This window comes from Pseudophaeobacter sp. 1A16562, assembly GCF_041008785.1.
In the GTDB taxonomy this organism is placed as follows: Bacteria; Pseudomonadota; Alphaproteobacteria; order Rhodobacterales; family Rhodobacteraceae; genus Phycobacter; species Phycobacter gallaeciensis_A.
On sequence record NZ_JAXGFT010000013.1, the window covers coordinates 1 to 26,680 of the forward strand.

Here is a 26,680-nt window from a genome sequence, read left to right on the forward strand (position 1 = left end):
GACGCTTGAGCAATTTGAGGGCTCCGCGCCCGGCGCGCTTGCCCAATCAGACGACGGAGAATATGAAAACCAGACCCGCAGACTCTCGTTATGAATAAGGGAGCCTCGGGGGGCAGGTCATTCTCAACGCGCCATGTTCAGGTCTGGTGTCGCCGCTTTTGAGAAAGCTCGCGCTGATCCTGAAATTCGTGAGGAGTTCGGTCTGACTGAAACACCGATTGGACAGCTCCAGTTCAAACCTTCTCCTAACGAAGAACAGCCCTTGCCGCCGCGCTTCAAGGCGGACTTTGAGGAATGGGTTGGTCTTCTGGCTGCTGGGGAGCCTATCGGGTTCCGGGGGCGGCGTCGTAGACCCGTAGCGGAGGCAACTCTGCGCCAGTACCGGTTCGCGGTCGCCTGGTATTGGCGTTGCTTTGCTGTTGCGTTCCCGGGCCAATTTAACCTGGAAACTGCCAAACTCGCACGCCAGTTTGTGTTAGAGGAAATCTCCGAGATCGCGGACAAAACAAAAGGTCTTCAGCTTAAGCCAGGTATGAAAAAGGAATACTTCTCTAAAGTCCTACCCTTCCTCCACCAATGGAATCCACAGCTGGTGCAACCAAGAAGGGGAAAGAAAGACAAAGATGAAAGATAAGCAGACGGGGAAATTCGTGCGTGCCGGGCGGATCAGCGAACGGCTCGCCGCGATGGAAGCACCAGAGAAGTTTGTAACTCAGGCAAAGGCGATTGAAGCTGGGGAAACCGGCCTAAAAGGATACCTCCATAAACCTGCTCTCCATGGAATGGTCAGGTTTATTGATTTGGCGGTTACCCAGGACCTTCCGTTGGATTTCCATAAGAGCACGATCGTGGCATTTCTCGATGATCTTGATAAACGATCCACGGGCTCTGCGTATTGGTTGCGCTACGCAAATGCGATGCAGGAAGTGGCGCGCGAGATGGGTTGCACCTTCCAAGTCATCGATGGGTTCGAGGCGAGGTTGGGGCCAGGAGCGTGAAACCATGACGGGTTCGATAAACAATCATGGCCCATAACCGCTGGTTTGCTTCGTTAACTGTTTGGCAGCCCTCAGTTTAACGCTGGTTCGCGGTATTATGTTTGCTGAGGCACGGTTGATTGCAATAGGCGGCCGGCCTCCCCTGTCCGGCCACAGTTGGGCGCAGCCGAAGCCACTGCGCTATTGTTCAGGCACGATAACGAGAAACAGGCTATTGGTTTCTTGTTTGGCAGCTTGAATAAACGCCCTGCCGCCGGTCCCCGCATCGGCGAGTGCACGTGCCAGAGATTGCTGCTCACCGAGGTTTTCCACGGCCCTTTCAAAGCCATCGGCGATCTTGCCGACAAGCCCGGCTGCCTCGCGGCGTTTGGCCACGATCTTTGCCAGGTTTGTTTCGCCAGCGGCAACCAATCGGGTCATGGCATCCGGGTTCAGCTGGTCCAGGCAACGAAGATTGTCGTTCATGTAGCGTCCCGCGTAGTCGTCCGCATGGGCCAAGTCCTCGGACACGAAGAGGGCCCGCAGCTCGGCGCCTTCGCAAAGCCACTTGGCCGAGCTCAGTGTCCAGATCAGATCCAGCCGCTCGATGGGCAGGCGGGTCTCGTTGCCGATGGCCATGGCTTCGGTCAAAAGGTCATTGAGTGCGCTGACATGAGACGAAAATTGCCTTTGCAGGCTGCTTGCAAGGGCAAGATGGTCGGTTCGCGTTGTGACGCTGTCAAGATCCTTGAGTGCCGCGCGGATGTCGCTGAACAGACGGCGTATCTCGGAGGCCTGGATCATCTTGCCGATTTCCCGGACGTCCTGGCGCAAATGCCCAAGATTGTTCTCGATCGCATTCAGGCGCATGTTCATGACCGCAAACCCGGCGACCGACACGCCAATTCCGACTCCGGTCAGCGCCATGTTGGCAATCTGCAGATTTTGAACAAGACCCAGTCCCAGCTCAAGCCTTTCGATACCAGACTTGATCTGTTCTCCCTGAATGGCAGCGATGATCCCAAGGGGCGAAAAACCGGATTGCGCCATGGCGCCGCCGGTTTGAACGAAAATATCGAGAAAACCCTGGGTCGGCTGGACATGCGCCAGGATCCTGCCAGACGCGACCTCCTTGATGAGCGCGCCGACGATTTCAGCCTCACCGGACGCGATCCGACCAGCAACCTTCAGAGGTATATCGTAGAGAAGGGGCATCAGACGGACTCCAATTTTGCTTCGAGGCGACGCAGTGTGGCGGCTTGGAGATCGGTCACGAGACTGCGCTCGCCCGGCGCGAGACCATGACCCAGCGTCGCGGTCAGGGCGCGCCCTTGCAGGCGGTTCACAAGCCGTACGCGGTTTTTGTCCTCAAGCCATTTGACGCCCTTGCTGCCGGCAAATGAGGTCACGGCAAGACCAGCACCGCCCACAGCAATGATCGGCCACGAAATGGTGGTGGTCGACAGGACGAAGAAGGACGTGGTGGTGATTGTGGCAAGCGAAACAACGGAGGGGATGGCGGCAAGAGAGGCCGCAAGCACCCCTGCCCCGGCAAGGGCGGGGCGCGCAACACGCAAAGCCTCGCCAAGCGTGCCCTTCTCGGAAGATGACGCTGCGAGCTCTCCAATTTCCTTTTCCATTTGCGCCTCGACAAGCCTGGCGGTCTTTTTTGCCCAAGGCTCAAAGAGGTCTTTCCATGGACCATCAGGAAAGACCTGTGCCTTGCTCGCCGTGAGTGTCGACATCGAAATGACGGTTTCTTCGATGTCCGCCATGAGCTCGGGTAGAGCGTTTTCAACAACTTGGGTGATTTCCTCGAAGCGTGCCTGCTTCCATCGGATCATTTCAAGCTCGGCAGCCGGGTCGAGCGGGAAGGCGGGCTCTGGCATTGTCATATTGAATCGCTTGGGCCTTAATGCGGGGTGGTCAAAATAGTTGTCCTCAGATCAGTTGCATATTGCCCAGGGCAGTGAACGCCCTTCAAGTTCTTTCGGTCGCCACGTTTCCTTTTTTCAGCGGCACCCCGTGTTTGGAAGGGAAAACCACATCCGGCCAAAAGCCGTGTTCATCCTGAAACAAGCAGGTTCTCAGTTTCGTGACAGTTCCCGATTTCAGATTGGAAGAGGTGAAGCGCGCAGCCAGCACAGGGCCGGTGCCAAGGACCAGTCAGATCCGGCTCCCCAAGACCACTCTGCGCCACTCATCCGTCAAATGCTACCGGTCCCATCTGAAACCATTTTCTTGAAAGTCGCTCTGGACCCATCTCCTCCCCAGCTGAGGAGAGCAGATGCCACATTCAGAGCCAGCAATCGAAAAGCCGGACTTGGCGACGGTTGAAGAACTTGCCGAATTTTTCCGCTTGGATCGCACTGCTGTGCGGGATGTCATGACAGCAATGGGTGTCCCGAAGCGGGGCCGGGGTTATCCTTGGATCAGGATCTGGCGCGCGCTTGGTCTTGATCTCAAGACTGCAGAAAATCTGGAGGATCTCAAAATCCCGTTGCTGAATCTGAAACAGGTGGCCGCTAAGCTGGGAGAGAGCGCAAAGACAACGCGCCGCCGCAGCAATGGTGAACACCGGGATAAATCCATTCCGGCGTATATCGAGCTTGGTCCGCGAAAGCGCTTGTTTTTCCCGGCAGAGATCGAAAGCTGGCTCCTGGGGGAACAGCTGCTCTTCGGCCGGGAACAGAAGAAACTGTCGTTCATCCCAGGACAGGCAAAAAAACTGGAGCGGCCAAAGAAGCACGCAGAGAGGCCGAGGCCGCATTGTCTCCGTCACCCTCAGCAGCTGCCTTGTTCATGGTACCGCCCAAACCAGGCTGAACCAGAACCGGGATTTCCTGAAACTCCTCCCGGGACCTACCTCCTTTCCGCACCCGGAAAGGAGGTTTTCTTTTGTCTGCCAGCAGGGTGCCGCCATGCCAATTTCATCAGCAACACTCCCGCGAAAATGACACCTGGGCAGGGAATTGGCCGAACAACGGACAGATGACAGGCCGAGCGGACAAAATGACAAACGCCCCCGAAATTTCGGTTCCGGCAAGTGGAGGATTATTGGTCATTTTCGGCTTCGGTTTTTGGAATAACGGCCAATTTGTCATTCAGCGGACAAGAAAAGAGGTCTTCATGAGCTTTTTCACACCCATCGCGCCGGTGACCATGCAGGACGTGCTGGACTGGACCATCGCGTACAATAAGGACGACTACGTCAATCCAGTGAAGAAATGCGAGGAGCGGTATGATCACCGTGCCCTCCGTGATATCCCTGCCGATCTCGAAGAGTTTCACAAACGCTTCCCGCTGAAGGGTTACAGGCCTGGTCTTGGTAAGACGGAAAAGGCCTACAAAGCCTGGCGGCGCAAGGTACAGGCCGCCATTAAGGGCGCTACCGGCCAGATTGCGGAAGAACAGGAGCGCTGGGCGCGGCAAGACGCCTGGGCGGAGCTGATCGGTGCTCTGGAGCCGCTCACCGGCATGCCCGAAGAGGCGATGTATCCGCACCAAGTGCTGATTCCTATCCGGAAGCTGTCCGATCTTGCCCGGCAGCATGGCAAGGAGCCCAGCCAAATTTCCCAGCAATGGCTGTCCGGGCTTCGGACACGTTTGGGATCAAATGAATGGAAATCCCTGCAATCCGCTCTTCGGCAACTGAATCATTTCCGGTACCTGTCGTCGGTACGGCCGCTGCTTCCACCTGAGCCGTTTGCCGAACCCGCGGTTCTGCGTGCCAACATCCTGCCGGGTATCCCGGATCACGTCGCCGCCGAAATCAGAGACTGGGTGCTCAACGCGACGCGTGGAGAATACGATCCGGTCGAGGATAGATACGAGGAAGGGACCTCTGAGGATGACAAGTCCTTCAAGACCGCAGCGCTGCGCAAGTTCGTCAGCACCCTGTCGGAATGCGCTGGTCTGGAGACGGACATCGGGCTGAGGGAACTTCTTTCTCCTGAAAATGCAGTCCAGGTCGTGCGCAGGTGGTCGTCTGACATGGATGGGGCCGGCAGGATCACCGCCCGAACGGCACATGACTACCTGAAGGCCATCTATGTCGTGATGGCGCGAAACGGCCTGCCGCCGGATGCGATTAAGGCGCAGCTCGCAAACAACCGGTTTTTGAAGCAGGGGAAGAAGCAGGGCAGCCATATGTCACCCGGCGCGCGGACTTTCTGTGAAACTCTGCTGGGATCGCAGAAATTGACCCTGACCTTCCTTTCCCTGCACGTGCAGCTGCGCAATCGGGCCCAAGAGCTCCTCAACAGATCCTCGGCGGATGGGCGAGCAATGACCGGGAGTGAAATCGAGGAGGTGCGTTCCGTCGGTTCGGTGGCGGCCGTCTGCGCGCTCGAAACCCGCGGCGCACCGATCCGCATCGACAACGCGCTGGCGCTTGTGATCCGCGGCGACAACATCACATTCCACCTGCCGGGCAGGATGACTGATCACGCGACAATCACGCTGTCGCCGGAGCACACCAAGAACGACAGTGAGATCTGGGCGCCGATCGAACGCGGCAACCTGAACGGGCTCGAAGTGATCGAATGGTACATGGAAACGATCCGTCCGCTGTATCCGGGTGCAGATAGCAGCGATTTCCTGTTTCCCGGGATAATTGCGGAGGGCAATCTGCCCTACGAGACCTTTCTCGGCTGGTTCAAGCGCGAAACCCGTGCTGCCGGCCTGCCGATGACCCCGCATAATTTCCGCCACGGCTTGGCCTCGCTGCTGATCGAAGCCAACCCGGGAAGGTGGGACCTGCTCGAGCGGCTGCTCGACGATACAGTCGGCGCTGCCAGGAAAAACTATGGCTGGGTCAACAAACGCGTGCAGCGCTCCGAGGTGCAAAAATACGTGCTCGATCTGACGAGGCTGAAGGCATGAAGAAACCTGATCGCCGGACCGTTCCGGAAATCCTGCAGCACCCGCGATGGGATCCCTTGGCCGCAACGCTGAACATGAGGGCTGTCACCGCGCCGCAATTGCGTGTCCTCGATGATTTCCTCGCCTTCATTGAAGGCAGGCAGATTGCTTCGATATGGGAACTTTCGGTTTCGGACTGCCTGTCATTCGATGCCGGGTATCGGTCCGCCAACCGCCTGCGCGCCTTGAAAAAGGCGATGCAGGCGGTTTTCCCGGCCCAGCCCGCCATCCTCGTCCTGACCGACGCCATCCGCCGGAAAGAGGCGCAGACCCGGAAGCCGGCGGCCACGGCGCCGAGGCGGCGCAAGCTCAGGGTGTCGATTCCGGAGGAGGAACTGCCAGAACACTGGAAAGGCGCGCTGGCAGACATGGCGGCGGGCTTTGACGGGGACGGTGTCATTGCACCGTCTCCCAAAATGATCCCGACATACAGAATGAAGCTGAGGCAGCTGGCCTGTTCGGCCAGAAAGGCCGGGGTGCCGGAGGAAATCTCGGTTGAGGCAGTGAAGGCCTTCACCCGCGACATGCGTGGACGCGGGCTGGCCGCCGCGACACAGCTGGCCTCTTTCTCTGCATTGAAGAAATGTGCCCGCTATGCCGGCGCCGACCAGGAGGCGCAGGAGCTATTGTCGCAGCTCCTGCGAAAGGCTGGGGATCAAGCCCGCAAAGCTCCAAAGAAGAAGTATGAAAAGCTGCAGAAAACCGGATATTCGCCGGTAGCGATCATCGGCCGCGCGGAGGACTTTCTGAAGGAGGCGGAAAGCCTGACATGCCCACGCTCGCGCCAGGCGTTGAGAAACACCGCCGCTGCTTTGGCGCTGTTTTCGGTGCTGCCGGTCCGCTTGGCGGATACGCGGCTTGTATTCGGGGAGCACCTGTCGTGGCGGCAAGGGCGATATGAGCTGCACATCACCCTGTCCAAGGATGATGAGACTTATGACGCGGAAATTGATCCGCGGCTGAATGTATTCATTGATGCCCTGATCCTCAGGGGGTGTGACGAGGCCTGGCTCGACCAGATGCGCAATGGCTGCCTGACGTCCAATCGGCCGCTCTTCGTGCGAAACGACGGGGTAGGTGTGGGGTACAATTATATATCCGATTGCTGGCGCAGTGTTTTCGGAACCGGCGAGCATATTGCCCGGACCATCCTGCACACCTTTCTCGGTATTGAGTTGGGGGCTGCCGGAACGGACATGGCCCTGGCGGCCAACGGCCAGAAATCACCCCGGACAGCCGCGGACTACCAGGACCAAATGGTTGCAAAAGCACAGCGTCTGCAAGGACAAAAAGCCTTTGAGGATATGATCGGCGCCGTGCACCTGATGCTCTTTGAATTCACCTGAAACGGGGATTGGAGGCGCGCTTTTCAGCGCATCCCTCGAGGTGAGAATGCGCTGAAAAGCCTCCTCCACCCCTGAGAAAAGGAAGAACCATGGAACCTGTTTTCATCGATTTCGAAGCGTCAAGTCTGGCGCCCAAAAGCTAGCCCATCGAGGTTGGTATCGCTTGGGTGGACAGCGGACGGGTTGCTGCCGAGGCGAAGCTCATCCGTCCGGAGCCGTCTTGGTCGATGGATGACTGGCATCCGGCAAGCGAGAAGGTGCACGGCATCCCCAGGGGCGCCCTGAATGAGGCGGAAACGGCGGGAAGTGTAGCAATGTGGCTTCGGGGCAAGCTCCAAGGAAAACGCGTTGTCAGCGATGCGCCGGAATTCGATCAGCGTTGGCTCGACCGTCTGATGCAATCCATCGGTGGAGCACCGGATATCACGCTCGACGACTTTGATCGTGCGGTCTGGTGGGCCTTTTCGGAAATGGACGGTCAGATTGCTCCAGGACGTCTGCATGACGTGTACAGCCATCTGGCGAATGAAACGACGGTTCATCGCGCAGGTGAAGATGCCGCCAAACTGGCCCGGGTATGGCTAACAGGGATCAAAGAAAGCAAGGAATGAGGCATGCATCGGTGATGATGCCGAAGGAGAATTTGATTATCTGGCCGAACCCACAATCACGAAGAGATCGAAGACCTTTGTTTTCCGCGCAGTCCTCAGGTTGAGACCGCGCAGAAAACAAAGTCATTCGAAAACTGAACAGGAACAACACAGCGACGCTCCGCCCCCTTCTTGAGCTGTCCTTTGTGGCAGCAAACCACTATCAAGGAGCCGCGCTATGCACACATCCCTTTCACCTGCCGTTCAAGCCCTCTTTCTCTTTCTTTCTGAGAACAATGAGGGCCTGCAGAATGCTGCCCTCGTTTTGGGGGGCGGAAAGGCCCTCAAACGCGTTCAGTATCTGTTGGATCATCTGGGATTGACCCGGCAGCTGACCCGTCGTGCCCGTCTCGATCTCGTCGCCCTGCACGAGCTGTTCACCCTGAAATACGTTGGTGACCCGCTGCGCCTCGAAACCGCGCTCTTCGCAGAAATCGATCCCATGGATCCGATGGTTGAGGAGATCTGTCTTTTGACAGACCGCCTGGAAGATCACATGCGCGCAATCGATGCTGCGTCTGATCTGCCGGTCTTCGATTTCGGCATCGCCGCGTAAGGGAGGTTCAAATGCAGTATGATACTGAGTTCGATCCGGAAACGCCTCTGGAACGTGCGGCACTGCGGGCGGTGAAAACTGCCCGCTGGTTTGCGCAGGAATGGCGAGAGACCAGCATTGAGGCTGACGGCCTGCGGCTGAGACAACTGGCACCAACACTCGACCGGCTGGAAGACGGAATTCTGTACGACAGCCGGGACGAAACCATACTCGAGCTGATCGAAAAGGCCATCGTCCAGTGTCTCGACGATCGTCTCGAGGGGTGCGGCACCCGAGCCCTTTATCGGAACACAAGCGGCGACGAGTTGCGCACCACGGAGCTTCAGCGGTGCCGGGATCTGATCGAGCAATGGAAGGCGTTCAAACATGCCCGCCAGCATGTGATAGATATGCGCCGTGCCAGGATCATCGCCGATCAGTTCAGTTGAGAACGGCCGCACCTCCGCTTTGCGGGGGTGCGGTCCATTCGGCATCCATGCTGTCAGGCCGATTTCGGTTTCGGCACTTCAACACCGTCTTCAACCGCAAGGTAGGGGCCTTTGCGTGGCTTTTCCGCCTTGCCGAAACGCCTGGTGATCATCGAGATGTCGATCTGGTCCATCTCGATATATGCCTTCTGGGTTTTGAGTGGAAATCCTTCAGGCAAATAATTGATGATGCCCACATCCCCGTTCTTGTGGCCAATGAGATAACGGCGAGCAGTATCCGGCAGCGCGTTTTCGACCATCTTCGTGTTGCAGCTGGTACGCAATGCATGCAGGTCCATGCGCTCGCAGTAGATTCCCCGGCTTTTGCGGTAATAGGTGAAATTCTTGGTGAAGTTTGCCGTGAAGTTCGCCTTCTTCGTCTTTGAGCGCGACACCTGGTCGAACAGCCGCGATCGGCCGAGTTTGCGCTGATGCGCAACGAGTTCCAGGAAGCCAAGTTCGATCAGCTGGGAGTGGATCGGTATGAGCCGGCGCGCATTGTTGCTTTTCAGGCTCGTGCCGGTTCCTTTTAGAATGTCAAAATAGTGGATCCCATCCTCGGACCGCACGTTTTTTGGTCCCAGTTGGAGGGCCTCTTCACTCCGCAGACCATGCAAGCGGCTGATCAAGGGAACCCAGTAGATGTGGTCGTTGATCCGGGTCTTTGGGGAATTCCATTTGTCCGTGGCCAGCATGACCTGGAAATCGTCATGCCAGAGCTTCCGGGACGTGTCAGGCCGCGCCTTCCGCAATTCCGTAATTGTTTTTTCGCTGAGCACATATCGCTTGAAGGGATTGTGGGAAATGACGCCCTTATCGACGGCATGGTTGATGGCCATGTTCAGATAGGCCTGATGCCGCTGCACGGTACGCGGTGCCAGGGTCTTCAGTGTTGCTTTGTGCCGCAGGGCTTCGGCTGCGTCGTCAGATAGCTTCTGCTTCTTGATCCTCAGTTCAGCTTTGCGCATTTCCTGCTCGGCTTTTTTCCGCGCCCGAGTGATGATCTCGGAGCAGTGCAATTTCTTGTGCAGCGGAGATTTCCCATGGCCTTGGGGTAGTTGAAAGAGCATGTCATTGAATGCTTTCCAATCGCTGTCCAGCATCTGGTCGATCGGCTGGGTTCCAAACATGTCCGCAATCAGCTTTCGCGTGGATTGAACGGTATCAGAATTCCTGGTGAAATTTTCCCCCAGTTCCGCGTCCTCAAATTCATAGGCGCCTTCCTGCCTTTGACCTTTCTCCTTGGCCTTGAACCACCCATCCCAAAGGTCGAGGAGGCTCGCTGGGCTTCCATCAAGGGTGCGGGCTGGGGGCGTCGGTTCGTTGCTCACGGAGATTTTCAGCCCGGCGCGTTGAAAAAACAAGTCACTTTTCTGGATTTCGTCGCTTTGCTTGGTTTCGTCAACGCTGACAGTCTGAATGGAGTTGGCAGGCCCCGTTTCTTCCGCCTTGAGAGCTGGTTGTTCCGGAAGAAATTCACTGGATTCCGGGGCTGGATCCATGCAGCGAGCATGCTGAGGAGCCGGAGAGGGCCTTTCAGTGTGCAGCGCCATCTGAAGATAGGGCTGGGTATCTGAGAATATGCCCTTGGCACGGCGGTCCTTTTCTTCGCTGATCTCGACCATCAGACGTACCATCCTGGCCATCAGGACCGGAATATCCTCATCGTCTTCTTCAATCTCCAGGCCAAGGCGGCGAGCCGTATCATGGATGGGAGAAATGGCCACGGAGTGATCACACAGGAAGATGGCATCCCTGAGGGAGGCCCTGGCGGCGGCTTCGATTTCCAGCGCGGTTTCTGCGGCCTGCCGGGTGCGCGGCCCGGAAAGGGCGCGCAGGTGGTCGAATGCGTCGATTTCAAACCGGGCATATCCGGTCAGAATGGATGTGAAAATTTCCGGGCGCACTTCGGTCTCCGCGTCGAAGCAGAGCTCGCTGATCGAAGTCAATCGTCGGGCAAGCTCTGCGGCTTCGCGGGGGACGTGCGTTCGCAGCGGAAAACAGAAAAAAGTTGGTTTGAACCGGTTTGATGCCCGCGCCGGCACACGCCGGCGCCAGAAGAAACCTGTCTTGCGTCTTTCGAGGTGGGGTTGGGAAATGGCCAAATGCGCCTCCGTCGGTTGGGAGGTGCCAGGCAAGGGGGCGGGAATTCCGTGCAAGCCTTTGTGCAAAGCTTTGTACAACAAAAAATCCCTTGCGGGAGGATTGGCTCCGGCGGTAGGGATCGAACCTACGACCAATTGATTAACAGTCAACTGCTCTACCGCTGAGCTACGCCGGAACGGTTCGCGCCGTATAGCGGCCCTGCGTGGGGGCGTCCAGAGGGGGAGGCGAAAAAAATGCAAATAACATCGGATCGCACATTCCGGGACCGAAAACCGCTCTGGGGCAGGGTCGTCCAGGGATCAGCCCAGCAGCCTGAATTCTGCGGTTGCGCTCAGGTCACCGACCGGGGCTACGCGGGATTTTCCCATTAGGTCAATGAGATGGGCCAGAACGTTGCGCTCGGCAGCGAGCAATAGGGCCGCCGGGGTTTCGGTATAGATCCGGGCGGCCAGATCCCCCGGGCTGGCCGGGCCGGAGCGCAGCGCATCGATGATGGCGGCTTCGCGGGCTTCGCGGTGGGCGATCAGCCAGTCGAGACGTCCGGCAGGGTCCGTGATCGGGGCGCCGTGGCCGGGATAGAAGATCCGCCAGTCGCGGGCGCGCAGCTTGCGGCAGGAAGCCATGAAGTCGGTCAGATCGCCATCGGGCGGCGAGACCAGCGAACTGGCCCAGCCCATCACGTGATCAGCGGTGAAACAGGCATCCCCAAAAGCCAGCGCGATGTGGTTGCCCAGATGCCCGGGCGTGTGCAGCACCTCAAGGTTCCAGCCCTCACCGGAGATCACATCGCCATCTGCCACCGGGATGTCAGGCGTAAACTCGGTGTCGATGCCTTCGCCGCCGCCCGCCATGCCTTGCGCGACCAGTTGCTGCATCGCCGGGCTCCGGCCTGCGCTGGCCGGGCCAAAACCATAGACCGGCGCGCCGGTACGCTGGCTGAGCTCGTCGGCAAGGGGGGAGTGATCCACATGCGCATGGGTGACGATGATATGGCCGATACGTTGATCAGGGCCCACTGCGGCCAAAATCGCCTCCAGATGCTCTGGCAGCACCGGACCTGGGTCGATCACCGCCAGATCCCGGGTTCCGATCAGATAGGTGTTGGTGCCGCGATAGGTCATTGGCGAGGGGTTCGGGGCCAGAATGCGGCGCACACCCGGTTGCAGTTCTTCGGCACGACCGGGGGCGGGATTGAAATCGTCTGGAGCCTGCATTCGGGTATCCGTTCCTTTTGTTGCTGGCGCGCGGGCAAAAGCTTGCCGGGTGCCTTCACAGCCATGGGGCGACCCTGTAGGCTTAGCGCATGTTCTTGCAAAGGCTCAAACAATATTCTCCACGGAGCCTTTATGGCCGGGCGGCGCTGATCCTGATCGTGCCTATCGTGTCGATGCAGCTTGTGGTCTCCATCGTCTTTATCAAACGGGATCTGGAGGATGTGACCACCCAGATGACGGCCACGGTGATGCAGCAGATCGCATTGCTGCAACAGCAGGGCGCAGGCGCGGAAAGCCAACAGGACATGCTGGTGCGGATTGCTCCGTTCCTGCAGCCTCTGCAGATGGGGGCACGGTTCCTTGAGGAGGATGAACCTGACCCGCAGGATCTGGTGGGGTGGTACGAATTCTCTGGCCGCGTTGTCCGGGACAAGATGCAGCAGGATTTGACAGGATTTGTCGCGGCGCAGTTTCCCGATAACCGCGAGGTCAAGGTGTTCCTGGATACCGACCTTGGCAGGATGGAACTGCGGGTGGACAGGCGGCGGTTGACGGCGGCAGCGCCGCATCAGCTGATCGTGACGATGGTTTTCTTCGGCCTTTTCATGGCTTTGATTTCTTTCATCTACCTGCGCAACCAACTGCGCCCGATCAAGCGGCTTGCGGATGCGGCGCAGGCCTTTGGCCGGGGACGGATGATCCCTTATTCGCCGCGCGGCGCGACAGAGGTACGGGCCGCTGGCAGCGCCTTCGTGGATATGCGCGCCCGGATCGAGCGGCAGATCGAGCAGCGGACCCTGATGCTGTCAGGGGTGAGCCACGATCTGCGCACGCCGCTGACACGGCTGAAGTTGGGGCTGGCGATGTTGGACGAAGAGGAAGCGGAGCCGCTGTTGCGTGATGTCGATGAAATGCAGGCGCTTCTGGATGCCTTTCTGGATTTCTCCCGCGGTGCGTCAACAGGCGAGCCTGAACCGGTGGATCCGATGCAAATGGCGCATGCCATCGTCGAGGATTGGCAGCGGCAAGGCAAGGATGTGATGCTGGGAGAGCTGAGCGGGTCTGGCACCGTGATGCTGCGCCAGCAATCGATACGCCGGGCGGTGGAAAATCTGGTCTCGAACGCGGTACGATATGGCAGCCGGGCGCGGGTCTCTGTGACTTTGACGGAAAAATCCCTGCGCATCCGGGTCGAGGATGACGGTCCCGGTATCGACCCCGCGCAGCGCGGTGATGCGATACGTCCCTTTACCCGGCTGGATGCTGCGCGCAATCAGAACCTTGGAACCGGGGTTGGACTGGGGCTTGCCATCGTTGTGGATGTGGCGCGGGCGCATGGCGGCACGCTGCGCCTGACCGAAAGCGCCGAACTGGGCGGGTTGCAGGCCGATATCGTGATCGCACGCTAGACCCGCTGCGGCGGCGCGCGTTTGAGAACTAGGAAGGCTTGAAAACTAAAAAGGGCAGGGCGGCTGAACTTTCCAATCTCTGTCTGGAAGGACGGGCCTGCGCCTGGCAGACCCGTTGTCGTTTTTGGTTTCAGGCTTAGAAGATGAAATCGCCCACACCTAGGTCGGCCATATCGACGTCCAGCAGCGTGATCGAATTGCCGTTGCCATCTTGAATGAGCACGTCGTCGCCTTCCTGGCTCATGTGATTGTTGCGCAGATCCCGCATGCCGGTGATGCTTTCCACCCCGCTCAGATCAATGTCCTCACCGTTGCGTGTGGCGTTGAAATCGCGGATCTTGTCATTTCCAAAGTCGCCGGAGAACACGAAGACATCCAGACCGCGACCGCCGGTCAGAATATCGTTGCCGCCCTGACCGTCCAGGATGTCGGCATCACTGCCACCGAACAGCCGGTCACGGGCGCCGCCGCCCAGCAGTATGTCGTCGCCGTCGCCGCCGAACAGCTTGTCCCGACCGGTGCCGCCCAGAAGTTTGTCGTTGCCGGTGTCTCCGTCCAGCGTGTCGCGGCCAGCACCGCCCTTCAGGGTATCGCGTCTGCCGAGGCCGGAAATTTCATCGTCGCCCGCAAGGCCCAAAATGCGGTCTTTTCCATCGGTGCCGACCAGAACGTCGTCGCCCGCGGTTGGGGTGTTGCTCAGCTCGCTGACAAAGCTCTCTGAGGCGAGGAAACCCTGGTCGATCCCGGCACCACGAATTTCCGCAATATCACCGACAAAGATCGTGTCTTCTGAGTAATCTGCACTGCTGCCTACCGGGACGGTGACGTTCACATAGGTCTGGCCTGCCTCCAGCGTGAAGGCGGCGTCGAAACTGTTGACCGTCTTAGAGTAATCCGCGTCCACTGCGGTGACAGAGACGGTTCCCGTGATATCGCTTTCGGGGGCCTCGGCGATATCAACGCGCAGGGTAACCATTGTGGAGCCACCGCTTTCGGTAGCGGAAATCGTGCCGAGGCTGGCCAGGTTGGTCGGTGCGGCGTCCGTATAGCTGCTGATCGTATAGGCGCCGGAGTAGCCGAAATAGGTCCAGGCAGCGAGGTAGTAGGTGCCGGAAAGCTCTGGCGAGAAGGTCTTCACTGATCCGTCCCAGGCGCTGGCGCCGCCGGACACACCGTCGACCGGCTCTCCATCCGCGTCGAGGATTTCCAGCCAGCCGCCGGACGTGGCCCCAAAAGGCGAGTCAGCCTGCGCCATGGAGAACCCGTAGTCCATTCCGCCAATCGCGTGGAAGGCATAGTAGTCGGTCTCTCCGGTGCGGGCGCTGCCATTGATGACGCCCGTTATGCTGGATCCGATCTCAAGGGTTGGCGCGCCGCTCATGTCGCCTGCGTCCTCGTCCTCCAGATAATCCGCAGGAAGGCCCTGCATGGTGACGGTGTAGCTGCCGCTGCCAGTGACGCGGATGTTATAATAGTCCGAGGGGTGCTCGGCCGTGTAGGTCATGGTGTTGCCGTCGATTGTTGCCCCGGCATCGGTGCCGTCATCCAGCATCTCAAAGGAAACTCCGTCGCCCTCCAGGGTAAAGGTGTAGGGCTGATCATAGGCCAGTGAGACCCGGATCAGATCGCCTGCATCGGTGCCGCCTACGGTACCGCTGACGCTGTGACCGGGTTGGATGTCTGCGACGTTGGTCTGAGTGTAGTCAAAATCGTTGGTCCAGTCGCCGTCTTCGGTCAGTTGATACATGGGAAACCTCCTTCACCGTGCCCGTAAATACAGCGCAATTTTAAAGCCGGGCGTACGCGGGGAACGTGACCAGGATCAAATAGGAGCGGGTGGAGGTAGGAGAATTCGCTCAAAAAGTGGATGACGTGACGGTAACTTGTGGCGTGTGCCTCAGCGTAGCACGCTTTTCTCCATGGACAGGCTGCTGTGGACAGGCCATTGCGGCGCAGGGAGGGACTCAAATCCCGGCTTGGCGAACAGATACCCCTGCATCAGGTCCACACCCAGATCATATAGCGCATCGTATTCGCCCTGGGTTTCAATCCCTTCGCAGACGATCAGGATACCCATTTCCTCAAGCATCCTGATAGTGTTGCGAACAATCGTCTGTTTCGCCGATGAGACATCGATATTGCGGATCAGCCCGGCGTCCAGTTTCACCACATCCGGCTGGAACATCGTCAGCAGTTTCAGGCCGGAATAGCCGGCACCGAAATCATCGATGGAGGTCTTGAAGCCAAGGCGGCGATAGGTGGTCAGGATTTCGATCAGCTTGTCCGTGTTCACCCGTTCGGTTTCGGTGAACTCAAACATGATCTGGTCCACCGGAAATCCCGTGCGTTTGGCCGTTTCAAGCGTCAGCCGGATGCAGGCCTTAGGATCGTAAACCGCATTGGGCAGGAAGTTCATCGACAGGAGTGCGCCTGTTTCCGCAAGGTTCAGCTTTGCTGCCAGTTCGATCGATGTGGTGCGGCACTTCTGGTCAAAGGCGTAAAGCGTATCAGAAGTGACATGCGAGAACACTTCGCGCGGACCAGCGCCGTCCTTGCCGCGCAGCAGCGCCTCGTAGGCAAAGATCTTTTCCGCGCCAAGGGCGACCATGGGCTGGAACGCCATGGTGATGGGCAGGTCGAACTTTGCGCCATTCCGGCAGGCCTGACATTTTTCCTGTTTCACCGCTGCACCTCCTGAGGATCCGTCGGCCAGCTGTGTAACCTTTCTTCCTAAAGAAAGGTTTATGCATCAGCGGGATGCACCCTCCTTTTTAGGTGAACGGTTGATCGTCGAAGGGGCTCGGTAATGCTGCTCCTAAAAATCGCCGGAGGCCCCCGTTTGGGGGCCTCCGGTCAATGTCTTCTCGGTTCATTGTGAGGCAGCGTGGCCTCAGACAGCCTCGGCCATCATGTCGTCTTCCGTGTCAGCCGGGTCTTCCGGCATCATGTCATCCTCCGGCGGTAGGGTCATGAGAGACATGACATCCGGTTCGGTTGCGGGTTGGCTAAAGGCGACCGGAAGGGTTTCGGACCAGCTGTCCAGCGTCATGCCATTCACCGCTGCCGGGTCGGTTTCGACCTGCGCCTGCGCTTCATCAGTCAGACCGCCGTGCAGCTCCTGCGGATCCCGACCGTCGCTGTTGACCACAATCGACACATTGGTGAGGTCTAGATCCTGCAGCGTCAGCGCGCCATCTTCGGACCAGAGGGTGAAGTTGAGGTTGTTGACGGTCCCTTCGGTGCTGTCCGGCACCTGTCCGAATTGCACGTGGGCGTCATAGTTTTCGGAGACAGTGGCGCCGTTATCCAGCGTGTTCTCCGAATTGGCGGATGCACTGTGGCCGGTTACCGGCAGCGCGTTTTCATCCGGGTAGAAGTGCAGCGCATCGGTGCGGCCGTCGTCGCTCAGGTTGAAGAACATGCCGTCGAGATCAGCCTCCTGGCCGTCAAAGGTGGTTGGATCCAGTTTCACGAACAGCTCACCGCCGGGCGTCTGCGTGACGGACATGTCCACCTGGCTGCCGCCTTCTTCGCCCAGGGTGAAAGTGATTGTGGTCTTGCCATCGTCGGTGTTTTCGCCGCCGCCGCCGTCTGTACCGCCGGTTCCGCCCGTGCCTCCGGAGCCGCAATGGCCACCGCTGCCCCATCCGCCGGTTCCGCCGGAACCGTGAGTCCCGCCAGAACCGTGGGTGCCGCCAGAACCATGCGTTCCGCCAGAGCCGCGGGTTCCGCCAGAGCCATCGGATGCGCAATCGTCATCTTCGTTGCGACCATGGTCCCACCAGTTCTTGCCACCGTGGTTCCACCAGTCCTTGCCGCCGTGATGGCCTTTCGAGCCGCCACCGGTGCCGCCGCCTGATCCGCGACCTGTGCCTTCTCCCGTGCCGCAGCCGTCCTTGCCACCCGATCCCCGGGTGCCGCCAGAGCCTTTGGTTCCGCCGGAGCCCTTGCTGCCACCGGTCCCCTTGCTGCCGCCCGTACCGTGATCGTCCTTTTCGTCGCGGTCCCACCAGTTTTTATGGCCTTTGCCGCCGTGACCAAACCGGTCGGACAGATGTCCGTCATACCAGCGCGCGAAGTGTTCGCCGCGCACGCCGCCATTGTGGTAGCTGTTGCTGCCGCAGGCGTCCTTGCCGCTGCTTTTTCCCCAACCGGACCAGCCTTTGTGCGAAAAATGTCCCCAAGTCATATTGTCACCCCTACGATCTGAAATGATGCGTTTCGGCAGGCGCAAAATGGGAGGCGTGCCGCTCAACGGTGAACATATGAAACACGCTGGGGTGGAACAAATTTTCGTCTCATTTTAGTCAAATTCGCGCGTGCATCAGATATTTCAGGAAACAAAGCCATCCTGAGGGCTCTTATTGTTCTGCGAATGAAGTGATTGAAATGTTCAATCATAGCGAGTGGCGCCCGAATCGGTCCGTTTTCCGGGCCTTTGCCCTTGTTTGTCCCGAAAACCGCCGTTTTCTGCTGTCAGGACAGGAGCAAAGAGGCTGAGGTGAAGAGGGACAGACGTGGCGGACGGCAGTTTTGAGGATCGCAAGGCCTATATCTCGGCCAAGGCTGAGATGGTTCTGGGCGCGGCCCCCGAACGGATTTCTGCTCCGGGAGGCAATTCACGCTCATCCTTGCGGCTGCATTATCCAGATCACAACGTGATTGCCACGCTGCGGCCCGACTTTCGCCGCACCCATCTGGAGGCGCATGTGCTGCAGGAGCTGGCGCCCCATTGTGACGATATTCCGCAGGTTCTGGGCGTCAGCGATGACGTGATGTTCCAGTCTGACACCGGTGAGATGCGTCTGAATGCCGAGATCATGGAGCAGGACCCCGAGGATCAGGTGGAACTGGCGGCCGAGGCGGTGGCGGCGATCTTTCGTATTCACGCGGCCGGGCGGCAGACGAAGCTGGCGGAAATGCTGCCGCATCTGGGCTCGAACGCGGATTGGGTTGGCTCCTTTGTCGGCTCGGTTGCCGCGATGGAGCCCTATTCGGTAGGCATCTCCCGCCAGTTCGATATGGCGGCTGTGGCTGAGCGGATGGATTACCCGGGCGTGCAGTTCCTGAAATGGGATTGCCGGTCGGGCAATGCCGCCATCGGCGACGACGGATACCTGCGCTGGTTCGACTTCGAATACGCCGGACTACGCCACGGGGCCGAGGATCTGGCCTGGCTGATTGCCGATGAAACCTGGCCAATCGCCCCCGATGTGATGGCCGATATCGTGATCGAGAATTTCGATACCGGCTGTGGCCACGACATTGCCGACTACATGGATTACTTGTCAGTCTACACGACGCTGCATTGCGTACAGCGCCTGAAGCTGATTGAGCAGGAGGTTAAACGCCGCGGCTGGCTACACAAGGAGCGGGTGCGTAAATACGATGATGCGGGCGTGCATCCCGATTTTGCAGTGCAGCTGTGCCGGGTCGGGGCCTATTATTCGGCGCAATCGCCGTTGACGGCGCCGCTGACCCGCAATTTCGAGGCAGCTGAACGCAGCTTTTCCTCGGCGGTATGACGCGCCGCTGCGCGATTACAGCCCCATCTGCCGCACTGCCAGATCGCGCATGATTTCCTCGGATCCGCCGCCGATGGCCATCACCTTGACCTCTCGGTAGATACGTTCGATCCGGTTGCCGCGCAGATAGCCCGCACCACCGAGTATCTGCATCGCTTCGGAGGCGCAGAACTCGCAGGCTTTGGAGGTGAACACCTTCGCCTTGCAGATTTCGGCCACCGGCATCCGCCCCTCGTTCACCTGCCAGCAGATCGTGTTGAGCGTGGCCTCTACCGCGTCGATCCGGGCCGAGATATCGGCGATCTTGTGGCGGATCACCTGATGGCGGATCAGCGGCTTGCCAAAGGTCTGCCGCTCCTGTGCCCAGGCGATACTGTCCTCAAGGCAGGTTTTCATCATGCCCAGCATGCCGGCGATCAGCCCGACCCGTTCGAGGTTGAAATTCTCCATCACCGCCAGAAAGCCATGATTTTCCGGCCCCATCATCCGGTCGGCGGGCAGGCGGACGTCATCGAGGAACAGCGTTGCCTGATCCGAGCACCACCAGCCCATTTTCCGGCTCAGCGCGCTGCGGGTGAACCCCGGGGTGTCTGCTTCGACAAAGAACAGCGAAATCCCCTCCAGCCCCGGCCCACCAGTGCGGGCAGGAATAACGAAATACTCCGACGTCATGCCGCCGGTGATGAAGGTCTTGCTGCCGCTCAGCACCCAGTGATTGCCATCCCGCCGCGCCGTGGTGGTGATATTGGCGACGTCCGATCCGCCGCCCGGCTCCGTCACCGCAAGCGAAGACCCTTTGCGCCCCGCGATCACCTCCGGCAGCACTTGCATCTTGATTTCTTCGCTGGCCAGCCGGGCAATGGGATCAAGCGAGATCTGACGCCCACCCATGGCCGCCGCGACGCCGCCCGCGCCGCAGCGGGCGATCTCCTCGCTATAGGCGGCGCGCATGAAGCAGTCGTCAAAGCCAAGCCCGCCGTATTTCTCGTCGATGCCAAAGCCCCAGACGCCCAGCGCCCCGGTTTTCTGGTGCAGCTCCCAGGGGATTTTCCCGGCTTCGTCCCAGTCATCGCAGAAGGGAGTGATTTCCTGCGCCACAAAGCTCCGCAGGCTCTCGCGGAAGGCACGGCGCTCTTCGGTGTCAAAGGGGCTTTGCATGCGGTTTACTCCTTGGGGCCGGGGCGGGTCGCCAGATGCGGCGACATGATGCGGGCGAACAGATCGACCATCTTGGTGATGATCTCGGGGTCGCGTTCATAGGGTGCCTGACTGTGCAGCCCGCGCATGAAACTACGGCAGATCGACCAGAGCAGCGCCAGATCCTCGCCCGAGGAGGCGGTGTAGAGGTTGGCGATATTGCGGTTGAAGGCGTCGTTATAATCCCAGAGCGAGGGGGTGATGCGCGTGCGCAGGGTGTCATCCGTGCGCGAGGCGACGAGGATTTCCATCACCGCGCGACCTTCGCGGGTGTTGATTACCCGGGCCCACAGACGGTGCAGCTCGGCAGGTAGATCCTGCGCCGCGCCGCCCTTGCGCAGCATATGGCCGCTTTCGCTCGCCTGTTCCGGGCCGCGCACCGGCGCCAGAAGATGTTCCAGCGTGCGCACCATCATTTCCTCTTTCGAAGGAAAGTGATGGGTCAGCGCCCCGCGCGACACACCAGCGGCGGTCTGTACCCGGTTGATCGAGGTTTCCGCGTATCCCGACTGGTCCAGACAGTCCGTGACCGCATCGAAAATCCGCTGCCGGGTCTTGTCTGCCCGCGTTTCGGCCCGCGTTGTGCCCGCAGCGCCGGGCGCGGTGACGTCGGGTTGGTCTTCGGTTTTCTGTGTCATGCGCCTATCCTTTGAGGAATCGTAAAACAGAACGTTCGGTCGGTTCAATCGTGGAAGGGCTCGCCGGACGTAGCGGAATTTCAATTGGGAGGAGGGCATCCATGCAGCAGGCAGAGGATTTTCGTGCCGAAAGCCGGGCGCTGGCGGCGATACTGGAGGATCTGCCGGAAGAGGCGTTTCACAGGCCGACGCAGTTCAAAGACTGGACTATCGATCACGTGCTGGGCCACCTGCACCTGTTCAACGTGGCGGCAGAAACCTCGCTCAAGGGGGAGGCGGCCTTTGCCGCATTCATCGGCCCGATCGTGCAGGACATGCAATCGGGCAAGACGATCCTGCAATGCCAGTTCCCCTGGCTGGACGGGTTGTCGGGACGGGCGCTATTTGAGGCCTGGAAGGCTGGCGCGGAAACCTGCGCCGATGCCTTTGCTGTGGCCGACCCCAAGGCGCGGGTGAAATGGGTCGGCCCGGACATGAGCGCGCTGTCCTCGATCACCGCACGGCAGATGGAAACCTGGGCGCATGGTCAGGAGGTCTTTGATCTTCTGGGGCTGGAGCGGGTGGAGCAGGACCGGATCCGCAATATCGCCCATCTTGGCGTTGCGACTTATGGCTGGACCTTCCTGAACCGGGGAGAAGAGGTGCCCGACCCCGCGCCATTCGTGCAGCTGACCGGACCGTCTTCGGCGGTCTGGGAATGGAACACGCCGCAAGAGGACAACCGGGTTGTCGGATCTGCGGTGGAGTTCGCGCAGGTGGTGACGCAGGTCCGAAATATCGAAGACACCGCGCTGGAGGTGACAGGGGCGACCGCGACGCGCTGGATGGAGATCGCCCAGTGTTTTGCTGGCCCGCCCGAAACGCCGCCTTCAAAAGGTGTCCGTCACAAGGTTTGATCGCTTGCCGCGGCCCTCTGTCCTGTGAACGTGCAGGGGGCTGGCGCGACGGTGGAGGTTAGTCGTCTTCTTTGCGCAAGCTGCGCCAGGCCCGGGTCAACCCGGCCAGTGTCATGCGTTCCGCGTCTGCAATGGTGACCGGCAGCCCCTGCATTTCCAATGCAGCGGCATAGGGGCGGGCGGTCTCCTTATCACCGATCAGCGCCAGATTCTGGCCCAGCCAGTAAGGGCGGGCGGCGGCCAGTTCGGCGCCCAGCACGGCGCCCCAGATCCGCCCGGTGGCCTCTTCAGGGGTGCAGCTGCCGCCATGCATGGCTGCCTTGGCTTCGGCCAATCGCGCGGCCATCAGTTCCGGCTTTGACATGGTGTCGGCCACGGTTCCGGTCAGCTCACTCGCTGCCCAGTCCTGCACCTGCAATCCAGCCATGGCGCAGGCGGATTCGGCCAGTTCCACGGTCAGGAAGCTTTGAAAACTGACGACTTCATCTGCGCTGATCAGAGCCCAGTGAGTGGTCTTGCCGGGTAGACAAAGAACCCCGTCCCAGGACGGATTGAGCGCCAGAAACCCGGCGATGCAGGTTTCGGCGCCCTGCATGATGGCAGGCGGCGCCTTTTGCGCCAGCCCGGGCAGTGTGATGAGTACGGTTTCCGGGGGCAGGGCGCTGCCTTGTGGGGCCAATGGCATCTGGTCCGGGCGCGTCGGGACGGCCTGCGGTGCGGCCAGGCCGGTGCCACAGGCGACAATTGGCAGTTGCGATGCAGTCAGCTCGCCGCACAGCGCGGCATGGATCTCGGACAAGCCCGGATCGTTGCTGCCCTGCGGCAGATGTGCCTTGCGGCGAGCGCCGGGCGTGTCCCCGGACATGGCCCAGAAAGTCCACTCCGTGCCCTGCGCCTCGGCAGCGATCCAGTTGTCGGACTGAAAAAGAGACGATCTATCTGCAGCCATGGTCATCCGCGCCTTCCGTCTGTTTTGGAATGGCGCGCATAAAGACGCGATTCCCGCCAACAGGCAAGCAGGCGACCGTCAATGTTGCTGGCGCGGCGTTTGATCGCCCCGAAAAGCGGCCAGACCTATCCGCAGGTCTTGGGGTACTATCCAAAAGGTGAGGGGGGATGACCGGAAGAGACGCCAAGCGGTGGCCGGTTTCCGCTGGACAGAGTTGGGAAATATTCAAATCAGGCTATATTGTAGAAGCAGCCTGCAGCGTTTCGTGGGGCTGCCTGGCCAAGCGGCGCACCCGCGTACAACGCACGGATGAAACGCCGGGACGCTCTGCCCGGATGCACCACAGAGGCCATGTCAGGGGCCAAGACAATGCCCTCTGACTGTGGTGTTGAGTGTGTTTTGAGTGGGGCTTGTGTTATGACCCGACATCTGAACCTTGAAAATGCAATTTTCGTCCAATGTGCCGCGCAAAGGCTGGCCGAGCTTGGGCATTCTTCGGCAGAGATCTTTCGTGCGGTGCCTTTTGGCCAGAGTCTTGTTGGCCAAGAAGAGCCCTATACCGACAGCCGTTCGATCGCATCGTTCTTTCAGCATGCGGCGAAAATCAGCGAGATTGATCTCTTCGGACTGCGGTTCGGGCAGCAGACCGATCTGCGCAAGGCCGGGCTTCTGGGGTATCTGGCCCTGTGTGCGCCGCAGGTGCTGGGGTTTCTGTCGAACCTGTCGGACTACGCCCGCCTATTCGGAGAGGCCCTGCATTTCGATCGCTCACAGCTTGCTGAAACCGGTGCGCTGACCTGGACCTATACGGTGGATGCAGGCACTCGCCCCGAGATCCGCGGAGGAGAGAGCCGAGTGCGGACATCTGCTCCAGACACGGCGGGGATCGAGCTAAGCGGACAATACGTGGAATTCCTCGTGGCACTGATCCTGTCCAGCCTGCGCCGGTCCAGCCAGACCCGTATCCGGCTGCGGCAGGTGGCGTTCTGCCATCACCGTTTGTCCGGCGCCGCCGAGATGGAAGAGTTCTTTGGCTGCCGTGTCCAGTTTGGTGCACCGGAAAACCTGTTACGGTTCGAAACCGATGACCTGACGCGGGAGCTTGCGACAGGTGACCCGATCCTGTTGCGCATCTTGCTGCAATGCGCCGCGTCGCAGATGAAGACCATGATGGCCGGGGAGAGAGATATCGCATCGCAAGTTGAGCAGAGCATTTCGCGTCGACTTGCCTCGGGGACGGCAGCGCTGGAGACCGTGGCGCAGGACCTTGGCATGAGTCCCCGTACCTTGTCGCGCAAGCTGGGCGATCAGGGTACCAGTTATTTCGAAATTCTGGAAAAGCTGCGCGAAGAAATGGCCACGCAATATCTGTTGCACAGCGATCTGGTTCTGGCAGAGATCGCGCATTTGCTGGGCTATCGCGGGCTCAGCTCGTTCAACGATGCCTTCAAGCGTTGGACAGGAAAAAGCCCCGGAAAATTCCGCAGCGGCTCCTGAAACGGCCGTGATCCTGTCGAATCTCATTCTGTTGCAGGCTGATAGCGTGCACGCTTAGCCCGGACCCAATGTGGGGGCTGAGGTGCGCTGCGCCACCGATTCCGGGTCTATATTCCCCAGTTCCCCAACAGTGTGAGCATATTTTGGATTATTGTTTCCCAAATGTGCTGGAATTCAGGTGAAAATGTGGCTGGTTAACCTTTTTTCATTTACTCGCAGCAATTTAGATAAAAATATATTAAAAAGAATGTGTCGATAATTTGAACTTCTTTCGCCCTAAATGCGGAGAAGTGGGTGCAGGGAAGACGCGTGGGGGCGCGTCCTATCAGACCCTTCAATTACAGACGTGTGTTGCCGGCTGCTGCCATGCCGGACCTGTGCAAATTAAACGGTTCCGCAGGATGCGGTGTGCCCGACCCATGGGGTCTGGTGAGGAATGGGGATTTTGATGACGGACCTGTTGCGTAAGAATAAAGTTCCGATGCTGTCATTTGCTTCAGTCGATACTGCTGGGCAGGGAACCTTGGTTTTGAAACGGCTCAAGGATGAAGCTCTGCGACAGGCGATGACAGCGCAGGCCGCCAATGCCAACGTGGCCCAATGGATCGGTCCATCACACTATGAACCGCTGCAGATGCCGCACCGCCGGTCCTCGCGTCCGGAGCTGTATCGTCGGGCTGGAAAACGGACCCTAGATTTGCTGCTAACCCTATTATCCTTGCCTGTCACTCTGCCTGTCGTGTTGTTCTGCTCGCTGGCGCTTGCACTTGAAGGCGGCAGCCCGTTTTACACGCAGGAGCGCCTGGGCCGGAATGGCAGACGCTTCCGAATCCTGAAGCTGCGCACCATGGTGCGGGATGCGGATGCCCGTCTGGCCGAATGCCTTGCGCGGGACCCGGCCTTGCGGCGGGAATGGGACGCAACGCAGAAACTGAAGAACGATCCCCGCATCACCCGTGTTGGCCGTATCCTACGAGTCACCTCCATGGATGAGCTTCCGCAGCTGTGGAACGTGGTGAAAGGCGAGATGAGCCTTGTGGGTCCGCGTCCGATGATGCCCGAGCAGCTGGCGATTTACGGTGATCCGCGCGACTATTTTGATCTCAAACCCGGTTTGACGGGGCTGTGGCAGGTGTCGGCCCGCAACGAAAGCACCTTTGCCTTTCGCGCTGCCGCGGATTCCGAATACTGTCGCGCGCTAAGCCTTGGCTGTGACATCGGTCTGATCTGGCGTACTATCGGCGTGGTTCTGAAAGGTACAGGATATTAATCCCTGTCTGGTTCAATGCAGTCGCGAAGAGGACCCGCGCCGTGCATCTCATTTTTGGTGCGCGCGCTGCCTTGCGGCCATGGCCGGAGCGAGGCGCGTTGCGGGCTTCTTTCGCAGGGGCAAGTTGATATGATCCTGAAGTTGGCAAAGCTGCGGCCACGTGGCAAGGCTGTGATGACAATATGAGCAAGGCATGACGCAACAGGGTTTTAAGAAGTTTCGGCGGCGCGCGCAGGTTCAGCCCGAAGTGCAGGAACAGGTGCGCCCGGAACCGGATGAGGCTGTGCTGGAGAACGTACCAACCGGCCTGCAGTCCGAACCTGCCGAAATCCTCCCCACCACCTTGCCAAGCCCATGGGAACGGTTGGCCAGAATTTCATTTGATCCTGACAGGGGGGGGCGTGATGGTGCGCCGCTGGCTTCAGCCGTGCGGACCGACCCGGCCGGGCGCGCCTTTGATCTGCTGCGCACGCGGCTGTTGCAAACCCTGAAGGCCCGCGGCTGGAACCGGGTTGCGGTCACTGCGCCCACCGGGGGCTGTGGAGCCACATTCTGTGCGGTCAATCTGGCGCTTAGCTTGGCGCGGGTGCCGTCTAGCCGGACCATCTTGATGGATCTCAACTTTCGCAGCCCTGGGGTGGGCCCTGCGATGGGGCTGGTGGCGGCGGGCGACATGGCGTCCTTCCTGTCCGGCACCCGCCCTGTAGAAGAGGCGTTGGTGCGCCCGCTCGATACGCTCGCGGTCGGGTTGAACGCGACGCCGGACCTGAACGCGGCAGAAATCCTGCATGACAGCCGTAGCGCCGCGGTACTGGACCACATGGTGGCGGACCTCGACCCGGAAACGGTTGTCTTCGACCTGCCACCGATGCTGGAGTACGATGATGCGGCGGCCTTCCTGCCGCAGGTCGATGGGGTGCTGGTGATCTCGGACGGGACGCAGACAACGGCGGCGCATCTGGCCGCTTGCGAGAGGATCCTCAATGGAAACGCGCCGTTGCTGGGGGTGGTCCTGAACCGAGGGCGCGCGACGGCCGACATCGGTCCTGTCGCATAACTT

Annotated in this window: 24 protein-coding genes and 1 tRNA gene; 14 read left to right on the forward strand and 11 right to left on the reverse strand. The window is 59.6% G+C overall.

Annotation, left to right across the window (positions count from 1 at the left end):
• Positions 1-133: 133 nt before the first annotated feature.
• A complete protein-coding gene (locus SM764_RS17050) occupies positions 134-634 on the forward strand; it encodes a hypothetical protein (protein WP_369002296.1) in 501 nt (166 codons plus the stop codon).
• Positions 624-998, forward strand: coding sequence for a hypothetical protein (locus tag SM764_RS17055; RefSeq protein WP_368946800.1), 375 nt, complete (start codon positions 624-626; stop codon positions 996-998). The genes SM764_RS17050 and SM764_RS17055 overlap by 11 nt, the downstream gene beginning before the upstream one ends.
• A gap of 180 nt (positions 999-1,178) precedes the next feature.
• Here SM764_RS17055 and SM764_RS17060 read toward each other — a convergent pair whose 3' ends face one another.
• Both SM764_RS17060 and SM764_RS17065 read right to left on the reverse strand, forming a co-directional pair.
• On the reverse strand, positions 1,179-2,192 hold the full coding sequence (locus SM764_RS17060; protein WP_368946799.1) for a hypothetical protein: 1,014 nt from the start codon (positions 2,190-2,192) through the stop codon (positions 1,179-1,181).
• Positions 2,192-2,872 (reverse strand): hypothetical protein, encoded by a 681-nt coding sequence (locus SM764_RS17065; RefSeq protein WP_368946798.1) that lies wholly within the window; start codon positions 2,870-2,872, stop codon positions 2,192-2,194. The genes SM764_RS17060 and SM764_RS17065 overlap by 1 nt, the downstream gene beginning before the upstream one ends.
• A gap of 392 nt (positions 2,873-3,264) precedes the next feature.
• Here SM764_RS17065 and SM764_RS17070 point away from each other — a divergent pair, with 392 nt between their 5' ends.
• From SM764_RS17070 to SM764_RS17095, 6 genes are all read left to right on the forward strand, one after another.
• Positions 3,265-3,972, forward strand: coding sequence for a helix-turn-helix transcriptional regulator (locus tag SM764_RS17070; RefSeq protein WP_369002297.1), 708 nt, complete (start codon positions 3,265-3,267; stop codon positions 3,970-3,972).
• Between the two features lie 17 nt (positions 3,973-3,989).
• A complete protein-coding gene (locus SM764_RS17075; protein ID WP_369002298.1) occupies positions 3,990-5,861 on the forward strand; it encodes a site-specific integrase in 1,872 nt (623 codons plus the stop codon).
• Positions 5,858-7,246: a hypothetical protein gene (locus SM764_RS17080; RefSeq protein WP_369002299.1), complete on the forward strand. Its 1,389-nt coding sequence runs from the start codon at positions 5,858-5,860 to the stop codon at positions 7,244-7,246. The genes SM764_RS17075 and SM764_RS17080 overlap by 4 nt, the downstream gene beginning before the upstream one ends.
• A gap of 227 nt (positions 7,247-7,473) precedes the next feature.
• Positions 7,474-7,857, forward strand: a complete 384-nt coding sequence (locus SM764_RS17085; RefSeq protein WP_368946794.1) for a hypothetical protein — start codon at positions 7,474-7,476, stop codon at positions 7,855-7,857.
• A 217-nt stretch (positions 7,858-8,074) separates the two neighbouring features.
• Positions 8,075-8,452 carry a hypothetical protein gene (locus SM764_RS17090; protein WP_368946793.1) on the forward strand — a complete coding sequence of 126 codons (378 nt, stop codon included), beginning with the start codon at positions 8,075-8,077 and terminating at the stop codon, positions 8,450-8,452.
• Positions 8,453-8,463: 11 nt separating this feature from the next.
• Positions 8,464-8,880 carry a hypothetical protein gene (locus SM764_RS17095; protein ID WP_369002300.1) on the forward strand — a complete coding sequence of 139 codons (417 nt, stop codon included), beginning with the start codon at positions 8,464-8,466 and terminating at the stop codon, positions 8,878-8,880.
• A 53-nt stretch (positions 8,881-8,933) separates the two neighbouring features.
• On the opposite strand, the gene SM764_RS17100 is transcribed toward SM764_RS17095, so the two are convergent.
• The 3 genes from SM764_RS17100 to SM764_RS17110 all read right to left on the reverse strand — a co-directional run bounded on the left by SM764_RS17100 (position 8,934) and on the right by SM764_RS17110 (position 12,239).
• A complete protein-coding gene (locus SM764_RS17100) occupies positions 8,934-11,024 on the reverse strand; it encodes a tyrosine-type recombinase/integrase (RefSeq protein WP_369002301.1) in 2,091 nt (696 codons plus the stop codon).
• A gap of 101 nt (positions 11,025-11,125) precedes the next feature.
• Positions 11,126-11,200 (reverse strand) — tRNA-Asn (locus SM764_RS17105).
• Positions 11,201-11,324: 124 nt separating this feature from the next.
• Complete coding sequence (locus SM764_RS17110; RefSeq protein ID WP_369002302.1) at positions 11,325-12,239, reverse strand: MBL fold metallo-hydrolase; 915 nt, start codon at positions 12,237-12,239, stop codon at positions 11,325-11,327.
• 89 nt (positions 12,240-12,328) lie between these two features.
• Between SM764_RS17110 and SM764_RS17115 the strand changes: the two genes are divergently transcribed.
• Positions 12,329-13,648 carry an ATP-binding protein gene (locus tag SM764_RS17115; RefSeq protein ID WP_369002303.1) on the forward strand — a complete coding sequence of 440 codons (1,320 nt, stop codon included), beginning with the start codon at positions 12,329-12,331 and terminating at the stop codon, positions 13,646-13,648.
• Positions 13,649-13,784: 136 nt separating this feature from the next.
• Here the strand turns inward: SM764_RS17115 and SM764_RS17120 are convergent, their stop codons facing one another.
• From SM764_RS17120 to SM764_RS17130, 3 genes are all read right to left on the reverse strand, one after another.
• A complete protein-coding gene (locus SM764_RS17120) occupies positions 13,785-15,395 on the reverse strand; it encodes a calcium-binding protein (RefSeq protein WP_368946767.1) in 1,611 nt (536 codons plus the stop codon).
• A gap of 150 nt (positions 15,396-15,545) precedes the next feature.
• Positions 15,546-16,331, reverse strand: a complete 786-nt coding sequence (locus tag SM764_RS17125) for an EAL domain-containing protein (RefSeq protein WP_274827852.1) — start codon at positions 16,329-16,331, stop codon at positions 15,546-15,548.
• A 207-nt stretch (positions 16,332-16,538) separates the two neighbouring features.
• On the reverse strand, positions 16,539-17,837 hold the full coding sequence (locus SM764_RS17130; protein WP_369002304.1) for a hypothetical protein: 1,299 nt from the start codon (positions 17,835-17,837) through the stop codon (positions 16,539-16,541).
• 328 nt (positions 17,838-18,165) lie between these two features.
• On the opposite strand from SM764_RS17130, the gene SM764_RS17135 reads away from it, so the two are divergent.
• Positions 18,166-19,173: a hypothetical protein gene (locus SM764_RS17135; RefSeq protein ID WP_369002305.1), complete on the forward strand. Its 1,008-nt coding sequence runs from the start codon at positions 18,166-18,168 to the stop codon at positions 19,171-19,173.
• 15 nt (positions 19,174-19,188) lie between these two features.
• Here SM764_RS17135 and SM764_RS17140 read toward each other — a convergent pair whose 3' ends face one another.
• Both SM764_RS17140 and SM764_RS17145 read right to left on the reverse strand, forming a co-directional pair.
• On the reverse strand, positions 19,189-20,331 hold the full coding sequence (locus SM764_RS17140) for an acyl-CoA dehydrogenase family protein (RefSeq protein WP_065273304.1): 1,143 nt from the start codon (positions 20,329-20,331) through the stop codon (positions 19,189-19,191).
• A gap of 5 nt (positions 20,332-20,336) precedes the next feature.
• A complete protein-coding gene (locus SM764_RS17145; RefSeq protein ID WP_369002306.1) occupies positions 20,337-21,008 on the reverse strand; it encodes a TetR/AcrR family transcriptional regulator in 672 nt (223 codons plus the stop codon).
• Positions 21,009-21,109: 101 nt separating this feature from the next.
• Here SM764_RS17145 and SM764_RS17150 point away from each other — a divergent pair, with 101 nt between their 5' ends.
• On the forward strand, positions 21,110-21,904 hold the full coding sequence (locus tag SM764_RS17150; RefSeq protein WP_369002307.1) for a TIGR03084 family metal-binding protein: 795 nt from the start codon (positions 21,110-21,112) through the stop codon (positions 21,902-21,904).
• A 58-nt stretch (positions 21,905-21,962) separates the two neighbouring features.
• On the opposite strand, the gene SM764_RS17155 is transcribed toward SM764_RS17150, so the two are convergent.
• Positions 21,963-22,853, reverse strand: coding sequence for a 2-dehydro-3-deoxygalactonokinase (locus SM764_RS17155; RefSeq protein ID WP_369002308.1), 891 nt, complete (start codon positions 22,851-22,853; stop codon positions 21,963-21,965).
• A 417-nt stretch (positions 22,854-23,270) separates the two neighbouring features.
• Here SM764_RS17155 and SM764_RS17160 point away from each other — a divergent pair, with 417 nt between their 5' ends.
• From SM764_RS17160 to SM764_RS17170, 3 genes are all read left to right on the forward strand, one after another.
• A complete protein-coding gene (locus SM764_RS17160; RefSeq protein WP_369002309.1) occupies positions 23,271-24,350 on the forward strand; it encodes an AraC family transcriptional regulator in 1,080 nt (359 codons plus the stop codon).
• 634 nt (positions 24,351-24,984) lie between these two features.
• Positions 24,985-25,620, forward strand: a complete 636-nt coding sequence (locus SM764_RS17165) for a sugar transferase (protein ID WP_369002375.1) — start codon at positions 24,985-24,987, stop codon at positions 25,618-25,620.
• 193 nt (positions 25,621-25,813) lie between these two features.
• Entirely contained in the window at positions 25,814-26,677 is an 864-nt protein-coding gene (locus SM764_RS17170; protein ID WP_274833780.1) for a CpsD/CapB family tyrosine-protein kinase, read from the forward strand.
• Positions 26,678-26,680 lie beyond the last annotated feature (3 nt).

Coding starts and splice junctions, on each gene's coding strand:
- SM764_RS17055 (WP_368946800.1), top strand. CDS start 624: ATGAAAGATAAGCAGACGGGGAAATTCGTGCGTGCCGGGCGGATCAGC.
- SM764_RS17155 (WP_369002308.1), bottom strand. CDS start 22,853: ATGGCTGCAGATAGATCGTCTCTTTTTCAGTCCGACAACTGGATCGCT.
- SM764_RS17095 (WP_369002300.1), top strand. CDS start 8,464: ATGCAGTATGATACTGAGTTCGATCCGGAAACGCCTCTGGAACGTGCG.
- SM764_RS17090 (WP_368946793.1), top strand. CDS start 8,075: ATGCACACATCCCTTTCACCTGCCGTTCAAGCCCTCTTTCTCTTTCTT.
- SM764_RS17145 (WP_369002306.1), bottom strand. CDS start 21,008: ATGACACAGAAAACCGAAGACCAACCCGACGTCACCGCGCCCGGCGCT.
- SM764_RS17150 (WP_369002307.1), top strand. CDS start 21,110: ATGCAGCAGGCAGAGGATTTTCGTGCCGAAAGCCGGGCGCTGGCGGCG.
- SM764_RS17075 (WP_369002298.1), top strand. CDS start 3,990: ATGACAAACGCCCCCGAAATTTCGGTTCCGGCAAGTGGAGGATTATTG.
- SM764_RS17050 (WP_369002296.1), top strand. CDS start 134: ATGTTCAGGTCTGGTGTCGCCGCTTTTGAGAAAGCTCGCGCTGATCCT.
- SM764_RS17080 (WP_369002299.1), top strand. CDS start 5,858: ATGAAGAAACCTGATCGCCGGACCGTTCCGGAAATCCTGCAGCACCCG.
- SM764_RS17170 (WP_274833780.1), top strand. CDS start 25,814: ATGACGCAACAGGGTTTTAAGAAGTTTCGGCGGCGCGCGCAGGTTCAG.
- SM764_RS17115 (WP_369002303.1), top strand. CDS start 12,329: ATGTTCTTGCAAAGGCTCAAACAATATTCTCCACGGAGCCTTTATGGC.
- SM764_RS17085 (WP_368946794.1), top strand. CDS start 7,474: ATGGATGACTGGCATCCGGCAAGCGAGAAGGTGCACGGCATCCCCAGG.
- SM764_RS17165 (WP_369002375.1), top strand. CDS start 24,985: ATGCCGCACCGCCGGTCCTCGCGTCCGGAGCTGTATCGTCGGGCTGGA.
- SM764_RS17110 (WP_369002302.1), bottom strand. CDS start 12,239: ATGCAGGCTCCAGACGATTTCAATCCCGCCCCCGGTCGTGCCGAAGAA.
- SM764_RS17140 (WP_065273304.1), bottom strand. CDS start 20,331: ATGCAAAGCCCCTTTGACACCGAAGAGCGCCGTGCCTTCCGCGAGAGC.
- SM764_RS17060 (WP_368946799.1), bottom strand. CDS start 2,192: ATGCCCCTTCTCTACGATATACCTCTGAAGGTTGCTGGTCGGATCGCG.
- SM764_RS17130 (WP_369002304.1), bottom strand. CDS start 17,837: ATGACTTGGGGACATTTTTCGCACAAAGGCTGGTCCGGTTGGGGAAAA.
- SM764_RS17120 (WP_368946767.1), bottom strand. CDS start 15,395: ATGTATCAACTGACCGAAGACGGCGACTGGACCAACGATTTTGACTAC.
- SM764_RS17160 (WP_369002309.1), top strand. CDS start 23,271: ATGACCCGACATCTGAACCTTGAAAATGCAATTTTCGTCCAATGTGCC.
- SM764_RS17065 (WP_368946798.1), bottom strand. CDS start 2,872: ATGACAATGCCAGAGCCCGCCTTCCCGCTCGACCCGGCTGCCGAGCTT.
- SM764_RS17070 (WP_369002297.1), top strand. CDS start 3,265: ATGCCACATTCAGAGCCAGCAATCGAAAAGCCGGACTTGGCGACGGTT.